This window comes from Ruegeria sp. YKSD163 (assembly GCF_059612905.1).
Window position 1 is genome coordinate 1 of the sequence record NZ_JBXWRM010000039.1, and the last position, 15,265, is coordinate 15,265.

Below are 15,265 nucleotides of genomic sequence, written 5' to 3' on the forward strand. Positions count from 1 at the left end.
TTCGGCGTATTTGTTGGTCATCACCGAGCCCTGCGCCTGCATCACGGCGGCCGAGACGATGTTTTCGGACGCGATCAGCTCGATCTCGTCGCGCTGGCGCCCCAGCTCGGACGTGATCGCCCCGAACAGCTCGGGATCACGCTCCGAAAGCGCCTCTGTGAAAAATCCGGTATCCTGGTGGCTCGCGTTCATGACAGCTCCTGAAAATTGCGGGGGGTCATCCCGTCCAGCCTAGGCCGGCCGAGATACAGTTCATGGTTTGCATCAGGCGGATGCGGCGGTCTTGCCCCGGATCCGCGCGCAGCGCTCCCAACAGGCCGATCTGGGCGGCATGAGCGGCGCGCAGCGTCGCGTCATTGCGAGCCACCCGTCCTAGGAAATTGGGAAAGCGCACCCCATTCCCCTGCCCCGTCAGCATCTCGATGGCCTGGCTGCTGCGCCCATGTTCGGCGCCGATCCGGGCAAAGATCGCCTCGGCCCCGGCCCGGTCCGACACCAGCGCGGCATAGCCCTCGGCAATGTCGAGCCGGGACAGAACCAGCGATTTTTCGACCTCGTCCACGATCAGCCGGAACAGCGGTACCCGCTCGAACAGCCGGCGCAGCTGCGCGCGGCCGCGTTCGCCGCGCACGGTGCAGAAATCCTCGACCGCGCTGCCGAACCCGTACCAGCTGCTGATCATGTGGCGGTTCTGGCTCCAGGCAAAGACCCAGGGGATGGCGCGCAGATCGGACAGCGATTGCGCCCCGAACCGCCGCGCCGGGCGTGAGCCGATGCGCAGCAGCGCCAGTTCGTTCACCGGGCTGGCCTGGTTGAAATAGTCCAGAAAGGCCGGGTGTTGCAGCAGGGTCTGGTACCGGGTCTGGCTGAGGCTCGACAGCGTCTCCATTACGTCCTCGGCCTCGGGGTCGACCGCCTCGAAGGCGGGCTGCGCGCTGTGGCGCAGCACCGAGGAGGCCAGCAGCTCCAGCTGCGCCGCGGCGGTGCCGGTATTGGCGTATTTGGCGGTCACCACCTCGCCCTGTTCGGTCAGGCGCAGGGTGCCGTTCAGGGTGCCGCGCGGCTGGGCGGCGATGGCGCGTTCGGTGGGCGCCCCGCCCCGACTGACCGAGCCGCCGCGCCCGTGAAAGAAGACGGGTTTCAGCCCGCTGCGCGCCAGCGCCCGGGTGATCGCCCGCTGCGCCCGGTCAAGCGACCAGGTGGAACAGAGGAAACCGCCATCCTTGTTACTGTCGGAATAGCCCAGCATGATCTCGATCTGACCCGAGCCGTCGCGCAGGCTGCGGGCGGCAACGGGCACCTCCAGCACATCGCGCAGGATGGCGGGGGCGGCGCGCAGATCCTCGATGGTCTCGAACAGCGGCACCACCTTGAGCGGCAAGCGCTCGGCACCAAAGCCCGCGTAACGCGCCAGCAGATAGACCGCCAGCAGGTCGTCGGCGGAGCGGGTCATCGACAGGATGAAGGGACCGATCGCCTGCGGATCGGCGCCGCTGCGAATCTCGCGCATCAGCTCCAGCAGGGCCATCAGTTCCGCAGCCTCGGGGCCAAGGCGTTCGCGCGCCACATAGGGCAGATCGGGTTTGCCCAGCTCGGCCCGCAGCCGTGCGGACCAGGCGGGCGACAGCGGCTCGGGGGCCTCGCCCGCTGCCTGCCACAGATCGTGAAGGGTGCGGGTCACCACCTCGGAATTCTGTCGGATATCAAGGGTATGGGCGCGAAAGCCAAAGACATTGACCTGCCAGATCAGCGGGCGCACCAGCAGATCGGCCAACAGACCGGCGTCGATGGCTTGCAGCCCCCGGTCCAGCGTTTCCAGATCGGAAATGAAATCGGTGACATGGGCGTAACGGCCGCCGGAGACCGCCTGGGCGATGGCGGCGGCGGCCTGACGGAACAGCTCGTTGGGGTTGCGTTGGGCGCAAGCCGCCGGGTCATCCGCGCGGCGGGTCACGATCCGCTCCAGCGCGGCGCGTTCGGCGGGCGGCACCGGCACCAGCCGGTCCGACAGGCTCAGCCGCTGCACGATCTCATCCAGAGCCGCGACATAGACGCCGCGCATCATGTCACGCGAGCGTTCCAGCGCCATGCGTGTCACCTCAGCGGTGACATTGGGGTTGCCGTCGCGGTCGCCGCCGATCCAGGAATGGAATTTCAGGCAGGCGGTACCGGGAAAACCGGGGCCAAACTCGGCATCGACCGCGCTGCGATAGCGTTCATACAGCCGGGGCACCGCCGCGATCAGGCTGGTGCGATAGAATTGCAGTCCCCAGTCAATTTCCGCCGCCAGTGTCGGGCGCTCCATCCGCAGCTCGCCGGTCAGCCAGAGAAGGTCGATCTCCATCTCGAGCCGCTGTTCCAGCCGGGTTTCCTCTTGCGGACTCCAGCGGCGGGATTCGAACTGCACCAGATGGCGATAGATGCGCCGGTGAATTTCCATGACCGAGACCCGCTTGGCCTCGGTCGGGTGGGCGGTGATGGTGGGGCCGACGGACAGCTTCGCCTCGGCCAAGAGGCGCCGCATCTCGCGCCGGGCCTCGGGGTCTGCGTCAGCAAGCGCGCGGGCGAAACTGCCCGGCACGTCGCGGGCGGCACCGCTGCGTTCGGCCTGTCGCGCCTCGCGGATGGCCAGGTTCTCGTCCATGATCTGTTGCAGGTGAAACCAGATCGTCGCGGCCTGAAGATGTTCGGCATAGGCCGTATCATCCCACCACTCAGCCCCGGATTCGACCGCGCGCGCCACGGCGGGCGCACGCCGCCGCAGCACCCGCAGCCAGGCCAAGCGCAGGCGCGCATGCACCTCGGCGGCATAGACCGTCGCGTCCGCAGAGGGCGCGGTTTCCGCCGCCGCCTGCATCACAGCACCTTGTCGCGCGGATCGCGCCCCTCGAAATAGTCGACCAGATTGTCGAGCACCCGCATGCCCATCGCCTCGCGGGTTTCGCGGGTGGCGCTGCCCAGATGCGGCAGCATCACCAGATTGTCGCACTCGAGCAGGACCGGCGCGATGCGCGGTTCGCCGTCGAAGACGTCCAGCGCGGCGCCGCCGATACAGTCGAACATAAGCGCCTGCGCCAGCGCGTGCTCGTCCACCACCTCGCCGCGCGCGGTGTTGATCAGGAATGCATCGGGCTTCATCAGGTCCAGCCGGCGGCTGTTGATCAGGTGCCGGTTGGCCGCCCCGCCCGGGCAGTGCAGCGAGACGAAATCGCAATGCGGCAGCATCGCGTCCAGCGTCTCGACCTGGGTGGCGCCGTAGCGGTCCAGCACATCCTGCGGCACCGCCGAGCGGTTCTGCACCAGGATTTTCATGCCGAACCCGTGATGGGCACGCTGCGCCATGGCCTGACCTATGCGGCCGAAGCCGACGATGCCCAGCACCTTGCCCGAGACCTTGGCCCCCACCAGATGGGTCGGGCGCCAGCCGGTCCACTGGCCGGCGCGCAGCTCGCGCTCGCCCTCGCCCGCGCGCCGCGCCACCATCAGCATCAGCGTCATGGCGATATCGGCGGTGCATTCCGACAGCACGTCGGGGGTGTTGGACACGGCGATGCCATGGGCGCGGACCGCGTCGGCGTCGATATGGCTGTAACCCACGCCGTAATTGGCCAGCAGCCGGGTTTGCGGCGCGCTGACATCCAGCGCCTCGGCCCCCAGCTTGTCGGTGACCGTGGGCAGGATCGCGTCGAACCGGGCCAGGGCCGAGCGGAACTCGGCACTGGTCAGGGGGGTATCGGTCCGGTTGAACTCGGTATCGAACCGTTCGGACAGTTGCGCCTCGACGGCGGCGGGCCAGCGGCGGGTGACCAGAACCTTGGGCTTGCTGTTCATGATAACCGGCATGTTCATCACGCCGCCTCCTTCAGGACCTTGGCGATGGTGTCGCCGATCACCGCCGGGTTGGGCGCCACGGTGACACCGGCGGCGGTGAGGATCTCGACCTTTTCCGAGGCGCTTTCGCCGAATGCCGAGATGATCGCGCCGGCATGGCCCATGGTGCGGCCCTTGGGTGCGGTCAAGCCCGCCACATAGGCGATCACCGGCTTGGACACGTGGTCGCGGATATAGGCCGCGGCCTCGGCCTCTTGCGGGCCGCCGATCTCGCCGATCATGCAGATGACATGGGTTTCGTCATCCTGCTCGAACCGGTGAAGGATGTCCTTGAAGGACGAACCGTTGATCGGGTCGCCACCGATCCCGACCGAGGTCGAGACACCGATGCCATGCTCCTTGAGCTGGGCGGCGGCCTCGTAACCCAGCGTGCCCGAGCGGCCGATGATGCCCACCGGACCCGGCAGATAGATATGGCCGGGCATGATCCCCAGCAGAGCCTTGCCGGGGCTGATGGTGCCGGCGCAGTTGGGGCCGGTCAGCACCATGCGGCGCTCGCGCGGGTAGCGGTACATGTAGCGCTTGACCCTGATCATGTCCTGGGCCGGGATGCCGTCGGTGATGCAGACGCAGTAGCGGATGCCCGCATCTGCGGCCTCCATGATGCTGTCGGCGGCAAAGGGCGGCGGCACGAAAACCAGGCTCGCCTCGGCGCCAGTGCGCTCGACCGCCTCTTCGACGGTGTCGAAGACCGGCACGCCCTCGACCGTCTGGCCACCCTTGCCGGGCACCACGCCGCCCACGACATTGGTGCCATAGGCGATCATGTCCGCGGTGTGAAAGCGCGCCATCTTGCCGGTGATGCCCTGCACGATGACCGGCGTTTCCCTGTCGATGAAGATGCTCATTGCACAGCCCTCACAATGGTGTTTTCGGTAAGGTCGTTCTTCCAGGCGCCCACCGCGCGTTCGGCGGCCTCCATCAGGGTGCGGGCGCGAATGATCGGCAGGCCGGATTTGGCAAGGATCTTCTGACCCTCTTCGACATTGGTGCCCGCCAGGCGGACGATGACCGGTACTTCGACCTGCACCTCTTTCAGCGCCTGCACGACGCCCTCGGCGACCCAGTCGCAGCGGTTGATGCCGGCAAAGATGTTGACCAGAACCGCCTGCACGTTGCTGTCCGACATCACCAGCCGGAACGCCTTGGCCACCCGTTCGGGCGTGGCGCCGCCGCCGATATCGAGGAAGTTGGCAGGCTCGCCCCCGGCCAGCTTGATCGTGTCCATGGTGGCCATGGCCAGACCGGCCCCGTTGACGATGCAGCCGATATTGCCGTCGAGCCCGACATAGGACAGGCCCCGGTCGGCGGCGCGGCTTTCGCGCGGGTCTTCCTGGCTCTTGTCGCGCAGCTCGCTGATATGGGGGTGGCGGAACAGGGCGTTGTCGTCAAACGTCATCTTGGCATCAAGCGCCAGGATGCGGTTGTCGCCGGTGATCACCAGCGGGTTGATCTCGACCATGGTGGCGTCATATTCGCTGAACGCCTGATAGCAGCCCTGCAGGGTGCGCACCATGCGCGCGGTCAGCGCCGGGTCGATGCCCAGCTTGAAGGCGATCTGGCGGCACTGGAAATCCTGCAGACCCACCGCCGGTTCTACCGTGGCGCGCACGATGCTTTCGGGCTTCTCGGCCGAGATCTCCTCGATCTCCATGCCACCCTCGGCCGAGGCGACGATCATCACCCGTTGCGAGCTGCGGTCGAGCACGAAGCCAAGATAGATCTCGCGCTCGATCGGCACCGCGCCCTCGACATAGACGCGATAGATGCCCTTGCCCTCGGGGCCGGTCTGATGGGTGACCAGCTTGCGACCGAACAGGTTCTCGCAGGTCTCCTGAATCTCGGCATCGCTGGCGCAGACCTTGACGCCGCCCGCCTTGCCACGGCCCCCGGCGTGAACCTGGGCCTTGACCACCCAGCGGTCACCACCGATCTCGCGGGCGCGATAGGCGGCCTGTTCGGGGCTGTAGGCCAGCGCGCCGGGGGGAATGTCGACCCCGAAATTCGCCAGGATTTCCTTGGCCTGATATTCGTGAATGTCCATGAGGTCTCTCCTCCTCGACCATGGAAAGGGGCGCGCGGGGTTACTCCGCCGCGATCGCGTTCTGGTAATGAGCATCCAGCGCGGCCAGCGCAGCGGCCTCGTCGCCTGCCCCGCCCAATTCGCGGATCGCCTCGGCAAAGCGGGTGACGATATCGGTGACCGCGGCGCGGCTGAGCAGGTTCAGGATGCCGATGCGCACCTGTACCGGCGCCGACAGGGTCGGCCAGATGCCGAAGTTGCGGGCACGGCAGTTCTGCACCAGTTCCATCTCGCGGCCGCGCAGGTCGCCCGGCAGGTTCAGCACCACCAGCGAGGTCATGTTCGAGGTGACCTCGCATCCCAGCGCCTCGACCGCGCGGCGCAGCGCCGCCTCGTGATAGGCATAGTCCTTGGCCCGGTTGGCCACACCCTGTTGCAGGGTGATGCGCAGCGCCTCGTGAAAGGCTGCGACCGCATAAGCGGAATGGGTGCGGTGATAGGTGCCCTTGTCCACATCCTGGCCGTCGATGATGCCCCAGTGGCGCGCTTCAAGGATCGGGTGATGCACAAAGCTGCGGGTGCCGGTGGCGCGCAGGGTCTGGATATAGCGGTCGGTGAAGGATACCGGCGCATAGGTCAGCGGCAGGCAGCAGATGCCCTTTTGCGGGCAGGACGCCCAGCCATGCACGCCCGGGAAATCGTCGATCCGGAAATCCTCGACCCCCAGCGACGACACCGCGTCGACCAGGCCCATCACGTCATGGCGTTTACAGGCGGCGCTGAACCCGGCAATGTCGTTGATCCGGCCGGAACCCGTCTCCCAATGGGCCATGGCAGCCCATTTCGGCTTGTGCTCGGCCAGGGCGGTCTCGACGATCTCGCCGGTGACCGACTGGCCATGCGGGATATCGACGATCACAACCGACGCCGGGCGCGGGTCGAGCGGATTGGCGGCCAGTTCCTCGGCGGTGGCGGCCTTCATGCGGACGGTCAGCCCGTCGATGCCCGAGAAGGTGCCGTTGGTGAACACCACCACCTTGTCGCCCGGCATCACCGCGCTGAACATCACGTCCAGCCCGCTCCAGCCAGTTCCGGCGACGCCGAATGTGTGGATGTTGTCGGTGCCCCAGATCCGGCGCAGCATCAGCTTGCATTCGACCATGCCGCGCAGAACGTCGCCATGCATGTGATCGGCCAGACCCGCACCGCTAAAGGCGGCAAGCACGCGGGCATCGGTATTGCCCGGGCCGGGGCCCGCCGCGATGGTGGCCGGAATGTCGAGTTTGGGAAACAGCGTGTCAGCGGACATGTGGGCTCCTTGGCATTGGTCGGCCAGAGGCGGCCGGTCGGGTTTCCCACAGTGATAAAATCTCTTGTTTGGTGAAAAAACGTCCGATACTCCTGCTTTTGGACACCCAATAGGGCGGGTAGAAACCTACCCATTTGGGTATGTATCCCGGTGTATGCCGAAAATATCACTACCTGAATGGGTAGGTTATTCTGATTTTACAATTGCGTTCAAAAGGATAGCAAATCATGGCACGGGTCGAAATCATGCTGGGGGACGACAATCCGCTGGTGCTGTCGGCCATGTCCGAGGTGTTCGAGCGTGATCCGCGATTCTCTCTGGTCGCAACCACCGCCACTGCCGAAGGGTTTCTGGGCATGGCGATGCGGGTGCCGATCCAGGTCGGGGTGATCGACTGGAACCTGCCCGCACTGGGGGCGGAAAAGCTGACCGAGGTGCTGCGTGCACAGGAGCGCGCGCCACGTGTCGTCATCTATGGCCACGACCAAGACCCGGGCCTGCCGCGCCGCGCCATGGCGGTGGGGGCGGCGGCCTTTGTCTCGCGCTCGGCGCCGATCGACAAACTGGTGCAGACCTGCCTGGACGTGGCCGAGGGCAAGATGGTGTTTCCCTTCCTCGACGTGCGCGAATTGCGCGCCGATCCGATCAGCACGTTGTCGCGCAAGGAACGGCTCTTGCTCGAGGCGCTGGCCGAGGGGCTGACCAACAAACAACTGGCCGCGCGACTGGGCATCTCGACCAACACGGTCAAGTTCCACCTGTCGAATGTCTTCGACAAACTGTCGGTAAAGAACCGCGCACAGGCAATCGCTTTCTACTATTCTTCGCAGGCAAAGGGCTGAGTGCAGAGAGGTCTGCCCCCACATTCGGTATACACTGGGATGCAATTTTTTTAATTGACAGGAAATCTATTTTTGCCAATGGCTGAAAGGGACACATCCCTCAGACACGCAGAAAAGGGTCCTTTCCCATGTCCTTCCACCCCATCGAACAAGCCCCCGCGCGGCTCAACCGCTCGGAACTGGCCGTGCCCGGATCGCAGCCGCAAATGTTTGAAAAAGCGGCACAATCAGATGTCGACGTCATCTTCCTGGATCTCGAGGACGCGGTCGCGCCCGACGAGAAGGAACAGGCGCGCAAGAACATCATCAAGGCCCTGAACGAGGTCGATTGGGGCAGCAAGACGATGTCGGTCCGCATCAACGGACTGGACACCCATTACATGTATCGCGACGTGGTCGACGTGGTCGAACAGGCCGGCGAACGGCTGGACCTGATCATGATTCCCAAGGTCGGCACGGCCGCCGATGTCTATGCGGTCGACATGATGGTGACCCAGATCGAAGACGCCAAGGGCTACAAGAAACGGATCGGTTTCGAACATATCATCGAGACCGCGCTTGGCATGCAGAACGTGACCGAGATCGCCGGCGCCTCGAAACGCAACGAGAGCCTGCATTTCGGCGTAGCCGATTACGCCGCTTCGACCCGGGCACGCACCACGATCATTGGCGGGGTGAACCCGGATTACTCGGTGCTGACCGACCCGCTGGAGGATGGCAGCCGCGCGGTGCATTGGGGCGACATGTGGCATTATGCCCTGGCCCGCATGGTGGTCGCCGCCCGCGCCAACGGGCTGCGCCCGATCGACGGGCCGTTTGGCGATTTCCAGGACCCCGAGGGCTATCGCGCCGCCGCCAAGCGGGCCGCGGTGCTGGGCTGCGAGGGCAAATGGGCCATCCATCCCAGCCAGATCGCGCTGGCCAACGAGGTGATGAGCCCCTCCGAGGCCGAAGTCACCAAGGCGCGCCGCATTCTGGAGGCGATGGCCGAGGCCGAGGCGGCGGGCAAGGGCGCGGTCTCGCTCGATGGGCGGCTGATCGACTATGCCTCGATCCGTCAGGCCGAGGTGCTGGTGGAAAAGGCCCGCCAAATTGCCGGCAACTGACACGACAAGCCTGCGAAGGGCGGCGGTCCGGGCGTTCCGGGCCGCCGTGCGCCGTGCCGATCCCGGCCTGGCGCTGACCGACTGCCTGCGCCAGACCGGCCTGCCCCGCCCCAGCGGCGACGGCAAGACCATTGTTGTCGCCCTGGGCAAGGCCGCCCCGGCGATGATCCGGGCGCTGCACGGCCAGATCACCGGCCCCCGGGTGATGCTCTGCGTCACCCATCGCGAGAATCAGGAGCCGGTGGCCGGGGCCGAGGTGTTCCGCGCCGGGCACCCGGTGCCCGACGAGATCGGCCACCATGCCGCCCGCCGCTTGCGCGAGATATTGGCCGAGACAACCGCGCACGACGTGGTGCTGGCGCTGATCTCGGGCGGCGGCTCGGCCCTGTTGCCGGCCCCGCCCGATGGGGTCACGCTGGATGACAAGCAGGCGCTGAACCGGCTGCTGCTGCAAAGCGGGCTGGATATCAACGCGGTGAACGCGGTGCGCCAGCATGTCTCGGTCCTGAAGGGCGGCGGGCTGCTGCGCCACGCGGCCCCTGCCCCGGTCACCGCCTATATCCTGTCCGATGTGATCGGTGACGACCTGCGCGCCATCGCCAGCGGCCCGACCGTGGCCCCGATCGCCAGCCGGGCCGAGATCCGCGACCTGCTTGCCCGCAAAGGGATCGCCGACGCGCTACCCGACAGCATCCGCCGCCATCTGCGCCAGCCCGAGGCCGCCACCCCGCTCCCCAAGGCCAGCAATCACCTGATCGGCGGCAATCGCGAGAGCCTGGCGGCGGCGGCGGCGGCGCTGGCCGCCTTTGGCGCGGTCCGGGTGATCGACGAGCCGCTGGTGGGCGATGTGGGCGAGGCCGCCGAGACTGTGGCCGAGGCCCTATCCCGCGCCGCACAGGAAGAGGGGCCGCAGGCCCTGATCTGGGGCGGCGAGACCACCGTGCGCGTGCGCGGCAGCGGCATTGGCGGGCGCAATCAGGAACTGGCCCTGCGGCTGGCCGCACTGATGGAGGTCATGCCGCCGTCGCGGCCCTGGCTGTTCCTGTCAGCAGGGACCGACGGGCGCGACGGCCCCACCGAGGCGGCGGGCGCCTGTGTCGATGCGGGCACCCTGCCCCGCATCCGTGCCGCCGGAGCCGCGCCCGAGACGTTCCTGGCGCGCAATGACAGCAACAGTGCGCTGACCCTGTCGGGCGATTTGCTGGTGACCGGCGCCACCGGCACCAATGTCGCGGATGTGCAGATCCTGCTTCTGGGCTGAGCGTTTCAGGCGCCGCCCGAAGGGCACCCCTGGGCGGCGCGCGCCTTGACGTCGCTTTCCTCGCGCCAGTCGGGCACGTCATTGACCAGCATCAGCGCCGCCCGCCGCAGGGTGGCGCGGAACTTGTCCACAACCTCGCCCCCAAGGCCGCACTCGGCCAGCGCCGCGTCAAAGGTTTTCAGCCACAGCTCGGCATCGGCCTCGCGGATCGGCACATGAGCATGGATCTCGCGCAGGTTCATATGGCCGAACCGCTCGCGGTAATAAGCGCGCCCGCCCAGAAAGCCGCTGAGGAATTCGAACTGCGCCTGCCGGGTATGGTTCAGCCCGTGGCCGCGAAAATGCAGCCGATGCAGCGGCCAAGCCGCGGGGTCGGTCTCCATCCGGTCGTAAAAGGTCTCGACCAAGTCGCGCAGCGCGTCCTCGCCACCGATGGATGTCAGAGCCGATGTCATGGGCCTATCCTGTCCTGCCGTGCCCCCGGCCCGCCTTGACCAAGGTCAAGAGCGGGGTCTGGTTTTCTGCGGGTCGTAATGGGCAAAGGGCACGATGGTCGCGGGCAGCCGTTTCTGGTGCCCGTCCAGCTTGCCGATCTCGACCTTGGTGCCAACCTCGTGATGGGCCACATCGACACGGGCCAGCGCGATGTTCTTGCCCAGAATGGGCGAGCGCATGGACGATGTGACCTCGCCGATCTGGGCCCGTCCGATATGCACGCAATCGCCATGTCCCACATCGACATTGCTGTCGATATCCAGCCCCACCAACACGCGCGCGGGATGCTCCTTGCGCCGGATCAGCGCCTCGCGCCCGATGAAATCGTCCGGCTTGGACTTGAGCGGCACGGTAAAGCCGATCCCGGCCTCGAACGGGTCGGTCTGGTCGCTGAAATCGTAGCCGGCAAAGATCAGCCCGGCCTCGATCCGCACCATGTCCAGCGCCTCCAGCCCCATCGGGCGGATGCCATGGGCCTGACCCGCCTCCCACACCGCGTCGAACACTGCGCCTGCGTGTTTGGGGTGGCAGAAGATCTCGTATCCCAGCTCGCCGGTATAGCCGGTGCGGCTGACCACCACCGGAACACCCTGATCGTCGCCGATCCGGGCGGGGGCAAAGCGGAACCAGCCGAGCTCTTCGAATTTGGGCTGATGCGGCGCGGTCCAGATCACCTTTTTCAACAGTTCGCGGCTTTCGGGCCCCTGCACGGCGATATTGTGCTGCATGTCGGTCGACGAGCGTACCAGCACCTTGAGCCCCAGTTCGGCGGCCTTTTCCCGGATCCATTCGCCGCCGTAATCCGAGCCGCCGATCCAGCGGAAATTGTCCTTGCCCAGGCGGAACACGGTGCCGTCGTCGATCATGCCGCCATGGGGATAGCACATGGCGGTATAGACGACGCCGCCCACCGGCAGGGTCTTCATGTTGCGGGTAAAGATATACTGGCACAGCGCCTCGCTGTCGGGGCCGGTGATCTCGAACTTGCGCAGCGCGCTGAGGTCGAGCACCACGCATTTCTCGCGACAGGCGTGATATTCCTCGATCGGGCCTGCGGTCGACATGCAATTGGCCAGCCAGAAGCCGTTGTATTCGATGAAATTCTCGGTGAACCGGGCGAACCGGTCGTGAAAGCCTGTCTGTTTGGTCATTTTCGGTTCCGCGTCGGGGGTGGGCCGGTAAGCTACGGCGCGTTGAAAGGTCTCCTTGCCGCTATAGGTGCGGACATGGATGTCGGTCGGGTTCCAGCCATTGGCGGCCGAGGTATCGTCGGGACAGGCCGAGCTGACACAGACCAGATCGGTCAGCGCGCGCAGCAGCACATAGTCGCCCGGGCGCGACCAGGGTTCGTCGGCATACATCACCCCGTGATCGTCCAGCCCGGTATTGAAGAAGAAGTTGATCGCCATCCAGCCGGCCCGCCCCGCGACCCCGTGCGGCGCCAGCGCGGCGTTGAAATTGTCCGAACAGTTGATGTGGCCGGGATAGCCGATATCGTCGTAATACTTGGCGGCACAGGCCAGCGCAAAGGCATCGTGGCGCCCGCAGGTGTCCTGGATCACCTCGACCAGCGGCTGCATCTCCTGGTCATAGTATTTCGCGTGCAGGCCCGGCATCGGATAGGCATGGCCCATCAATGTCCGGGTGGTGGTCACGTCCAGCGCATGGGCGATGCCCTTGTCCAGCTTGCGCGCAGCGAAACACTGGAAATCGGTGCATTGGCGCCCGTCCACGTCGAGGATCTGGATATAGTCGCCCGCCTTGACGAAATAGGCCTCGGCTGTTGCGGAATGCACCCGGATATCGGCAACCGGATCGGCCAGCGGGTCGGGCAGTTCGAACCGGGCCGCGCTTTTCAGCACCGCGCGGCGTATGAACACGGTCAGCGGCGTGGCGGTATCCTGCGCCCCGAAATCCATGATGCCGCCGGGGGCCGCGATGATCACGATCCCCTCGCGGCTGGCGGTAAAGCTTTCGGTCGTGCCCGCAGGCGTGCTGTGTTCGAAAAGATGCACCGCGCCCGCCTGCGACAGGTTCAGCCCGCGCGCCTCGATCCCCATTCGAAGCCCCCGCAGCGAGGGATCGTCCGAGGTGAGCAGCGCCATCAGCCCCGACGGACCCCCCTGCGCCCGCGCCCCGATCAGCCCGGTATCGAAACCGCCAAGCAGGTCGGCGCAGACGATCTCGCAGGGCTGGCCGCCCTCGGTATTCTCGATCTCGATCCGGTCGCCGGTTTCCAGCCGAAGCAGGATTGCCCCCGCCCCCGGAACCACATAGCGTTCCGTTCCAGGCGGCAGCGAAAACACCCTCGGTTGCAGGATAGCGCTGGGCTTTGGCGGCCCGGGGATGATCTCGGGGTATTTGGTATCCAGCACGTTGCCACTCCGGTCATTTGCATTAGCGGAAAATTTCTTTATTGAAGAGAATATATCTCGAGGACCCACCGTGCAAGCCATTCGAACCCGTTTCCGGCAGATTTCCACCCCGCGAGGCACGTCATGAGCGCGCTGGGCCTGGGGTTGATCGCGGCGCTCTGCTGGGGGCTGCATGACATCACCATCCGCTATCTCAGCCGAACCGTGCCATTGATGGGGGCGCTGGCGGTGGTGCTGGCCACCGGTCTTGCGTTTCAGGCGTCGGTTCTGGCCGCGACCGAGGGTGCGCGCCTGCCGCAGGGGCCGGCGCTGTGGCTCTCGATCGGGTCCGGACTGGCCTTTCTGGTGGCCAGTCTCGGCCTCTATTTTGCCTTTGAACGCGGGCCTGTGCGGCTGGTCGCGCCGATCATCGGCGCCTATCCGATTCTCTCGCTGCTCTTTGCCTTTCTGGCCGGGTCGCCCATCGGTGCCGATCAGGTGCTGGCGGTGCTGGTGATCGTGGGTGCGGTCGGCGTGGTGGCGGGCCTGTCCGATGACAGCGCCGACCCCGCCCCGCCCAAGGGGCCGACCATCGCGCTGTCGGTGATCGCCGCCATCGGCTTTGCCGCCACTTTCAAGCTGGGCCAACTGGCCGCCACCCTGGATGGCGAATTGAACGCGACGCTGCTGGCGCGGGTCACGGCGCTAGTGCTGTTGCTGGCGCTCATCGTGATTCGGCGCCAGACGCTGCGGGTGGGCGCCGCCGCCCTGCTGCCGCTGGTGGTGATGGGGCTGCTTGACGGGGTTGCCCTGCTGGCGGTGATCTCGGCGGGGGTGCTGGATCATCCGCAACTGGCGGCGGTGGCCTCGTCCATGTTCGGCCTGATCACCATCGTGCTGGCCTGGGCCTTTCTGCGCGAAAGCATGAGCCGGCCGCAATGGGCCGGCTGCCTGGCCGCCTTCCTGGCCATCGGCTATCTGGCCTGGTAAGGCGACCGATCAGCGGATCCAGCCCGCCGCGCGCTGCTGCTGATGGGCGCGGATCGCGTTGCGCAGCAGGATCGCCACGGTGACCAGCCCGACCCCGCCCGGAACCGGCGTGATCCAGCCCGCCACTTCCTTGACCGCGTCGGTCTGCACATCGCCGACCACGACCGGGCCGGCGGGACCGGGCACATGGTTGATACCAATGTCGATCACCACCGCGCCCGGCTTGATCATGTCGGGCCCGATCAGATGCGCCTTGCCCACCGCCACCACCACCACATCGGCACGCCGCGAATGCATTGCGACCGAGCGGGTCATGTGATGGCAAACGGTGACGGTGGCGCCCTCGGCCATCAGCATCATCGCCACCGGCTTGCCCACGATCTCGGAATGGCCGACCATCACCACTTCGAGCCCGGTCATGGTCAGGCCGGTCTCGCGGATCAGTTCAACCGCCGCCGCCGCCGTGCAGGGCGCCATCGCCACATCGTTATAGACGATATTGCCGATCGAGGCGGGGTTCATCCCCTCGACATCCTTGAGCGGATGGATCGCGGCCTGAAGGGCGCGCACGTTGATATGATCGGGAACCGGACGTTGCAGAATGATTCCAAGCACATCCGGATCGTCGTTCATCTCACGGATGAGGCTTTGGCAAACCTCCTGGCTGATCGAGCGATCCCAGAGCTGCTGGTCAAAGGGCACGCCCACCGCGCTGGCGGCACGCGCCTGGTTGCGCACATAGACCGCCACCTCGGGCACATTGCCGATCGAGATCGAGACCAGCTTGCCGATCCGCCCGACCTGGTTCACATAGGCGCTCACCTCGGAAAGGATCCGCGCGCGCACCGGTCTTCCCGGCAGCAGGCGAGTATCCGCGACCGTGCTCACGGAGTAAGTCCCTTTGGTTCTGTGAGTTTGTTTGCGCGAGTGCATGCGGTGAGGGTGTTGGCGAGCAGGCAGGCGATGGTCATGGGGCCGACGCCGCCGGGGACGG

Annotated in this window: 12 protein-coding genes and 2 pseudogenes; 4 read left to right on the forward strand and 10 right to left on the reverse strand. The window is 66.2% G+C overall.

The features are described from left to right. From glyA to AC2FNA_RS23785, 6 genes and pseudogenes are all read right to left on the reverse strand, one after another. Window positions 1–192, reverse strand: a pseudogene (gene glyA, locus AC2FNA_RS23760) (serine hydroxymethyltransferase); the annotation flags it as partial. Between the two features lie 25 nt (window positions 193–217). Further along, window positions 218–2,857, reverse strand: coding sequence for a phosphoenolpyruvate carboxylase (locus AC2FNA_RS23765; protein ID WP_496830852.1), 2,640 nt, complete (start codon window positions 2,855–2,857; stop codon window positions 218–220). Further along, complete coding sequence (locus tag AC2FNA_RS23770; RefSeq protein WP_496830854.1) at window positions 2,857–3,849, reverse strand: 2-hydroxyacid dehydrogenase; 993 nt, start codon at window positions 3,847–3,849, stop codon at window positions 2,857–2,859. Before AC2FNA_RS23770 ends, AC2FNA_RS23765 begins: the two co-directional genes overlap by 1 nt. After that, on the reverse strand, window positions 3,849–4,739 hold the full coding sequence (gene sucD, locus AC2FNA_RS23775) for a succinate--CoA ligase subunit alpha (protein WP_496830856.1): 891 nt from the start codon (window positions 4,737–4,739) through the stop codon (window positions 3,849–3,851). The genes AC2FNA_RS23770 and sucD overlap by 1 nt, the downstream gene beginning before the upstream one ends. Then, entirely contained in the window at window positions 4,736–5,935 is a 1,200-nt protein-coding gene (locus tag AC2FNA_RS23780) for a malate--CoA ligase subunit beta (RefSeq protein ID WP_496830858.1), read from the reverse strand. The genes sucD and AC2FNA_RS23780 overlap by 4 nt, the downstream gene beginning before the upstream one ends. Window positions 5,936–5,975: 40 nt before the next feature. Continuing rightward, complete coding sequence (locus tag AC2FNA_RS23785; protein WP_496830860.1) at window positions 5,976–7,223, reverse strand: pyridoxal-phosphate-dependent aminotransferase family protein; 1,248 nt, start codon at window positions 7,221–7,223, stop codon at window positions 5,976–5,978. Window positions 7,224–7,450: 227 nt separating this feature from the next. On the opposite strand from AC2FNA_RS23785, the gene AC2FNA_RS23790 reads away from it, so the two are divergent. The 3 genes from AC2FNA_RS23790 (at window position 7,451) to AC2FNA_RS23800 (ending at window position 10,432) form a co-directional block, all read left to right on the forward strand. Next, window positions 7,451–8,065: a response regulator transcription factor gene (locus tag AC2FNA_RS23790; RefSeq protein WP_496830862.1), complete on the forward strand. Its 615-nt coding sequence runs from the start codon at window positions 7,451–7,453 to the stop codon at window positions 8,063–8,065. Window positions 8,066–8,193: 128 nt separating this feature from the next. Then, complete coding sequence (locus AC2FNA_RS23795) at window positions 8,194–9,171, forward strand: HpcH/HpaI aldolase/citrate lyase family protein (RefSeq protein ID WP_496830863.1); 978 nt, start codon at window positions 8,194–8,196, stop codon at window positions 9,169–9,171. Beyond that, window positions 9,110–10,432 carry a glycerate kinase type-2 family protein gene (locus AC2FNA_RS23800; RefSeq protein WP_496830865.1) on the forward strand — a complete coding sequence of 441 codons (1,323 nt, stop codon included), beginning with the start codon at window positions 9,110–9,112 and terminating at the stop codon, window positions 10,430–10,432. Before AC2FNA_RS23795 ends, AC2FNA_RS23800 begins: the two co-directional genes overlap by 62 nt. A gap of 5 nt (window positions 10,433–10,437) precedes the next feature. Here the strand turns inward: AC2FNA_RS23800 and AC2FNA_RS23805 are convergent, their stop codons facing one another. Continuing rightward, a complete protein-coding gene (locus tag AC2FNA_RS23805; RefSeq protein ID WP_496830867.1) occupies window positions 10,438–10,887 on the reverse strand; it encodes a group II truncated hemoglobin in 450 nt (149 codons plus the stop codon). 45 nt (window positions 10,888–10,932) lie between these two features. Continuing rightward, complete coding sequence (locus AC2FNA_RS23810; RefSeq protein ID WP_496830869.1) at window positions 10,933–13,302, reverse strand: trimethylamine N-oxide demethylase; 2,370 nt, start codon at window positions 13,300–13,302, stop codon at window positions 10,933–10,935. 123 nt (window positions 13,303–13,425) lie between these two features. Between AC2FNA_RS23810 and AC2FNA_RS23815 the strand changes: the two genes are divergently transcribed. Continuing rightward, window positions 13,426–14,271 carry an EamA family transporter gene (locus AC2FNA_RS23815; protein ID WP_496830871.1) on the forward strand — a complete coding sequence of 282 codons (846 nt, stop codon included), beginning with the start codon at window positions 13,426–13,428 and terminating at the stop codon, window positions 14,269–14,271. Window positions 14,272–14,280: 9 nt separating this feature from the next. Here AC2FNA_RS23815 and AC2FNA_RS23820 read toward each other — a convergent pair whose 3' ends face one another. Next, complete coding sequence (locus tag AC2FNA_RS23820) at window positions 14,281–15,159, reverse strand: bifunctional 5,10-methylenetetrahydrofolate dehydrogenase/5,10-methenyltetrahydrofolate cyclohydrolase (RefSeq protein ID WP_496830873.1); 879 nt, start codon at window positions 15,157–15,159, stop codon at window positions 14,281–14,283. After that, window positions 15,156–15,265, reverse strand: a pseudogene (locus AC2FNA_RS23825) (bifunctional methylenetetrahydrofolate dehydrogenase/methenyltetrahydrofolate cyclohydrolase); the annotation flags it as partial. The gene AC2FNA_RS23820 and the pseudogene AC2FNA_RS23825, both read right to left, overlap by 4 nt.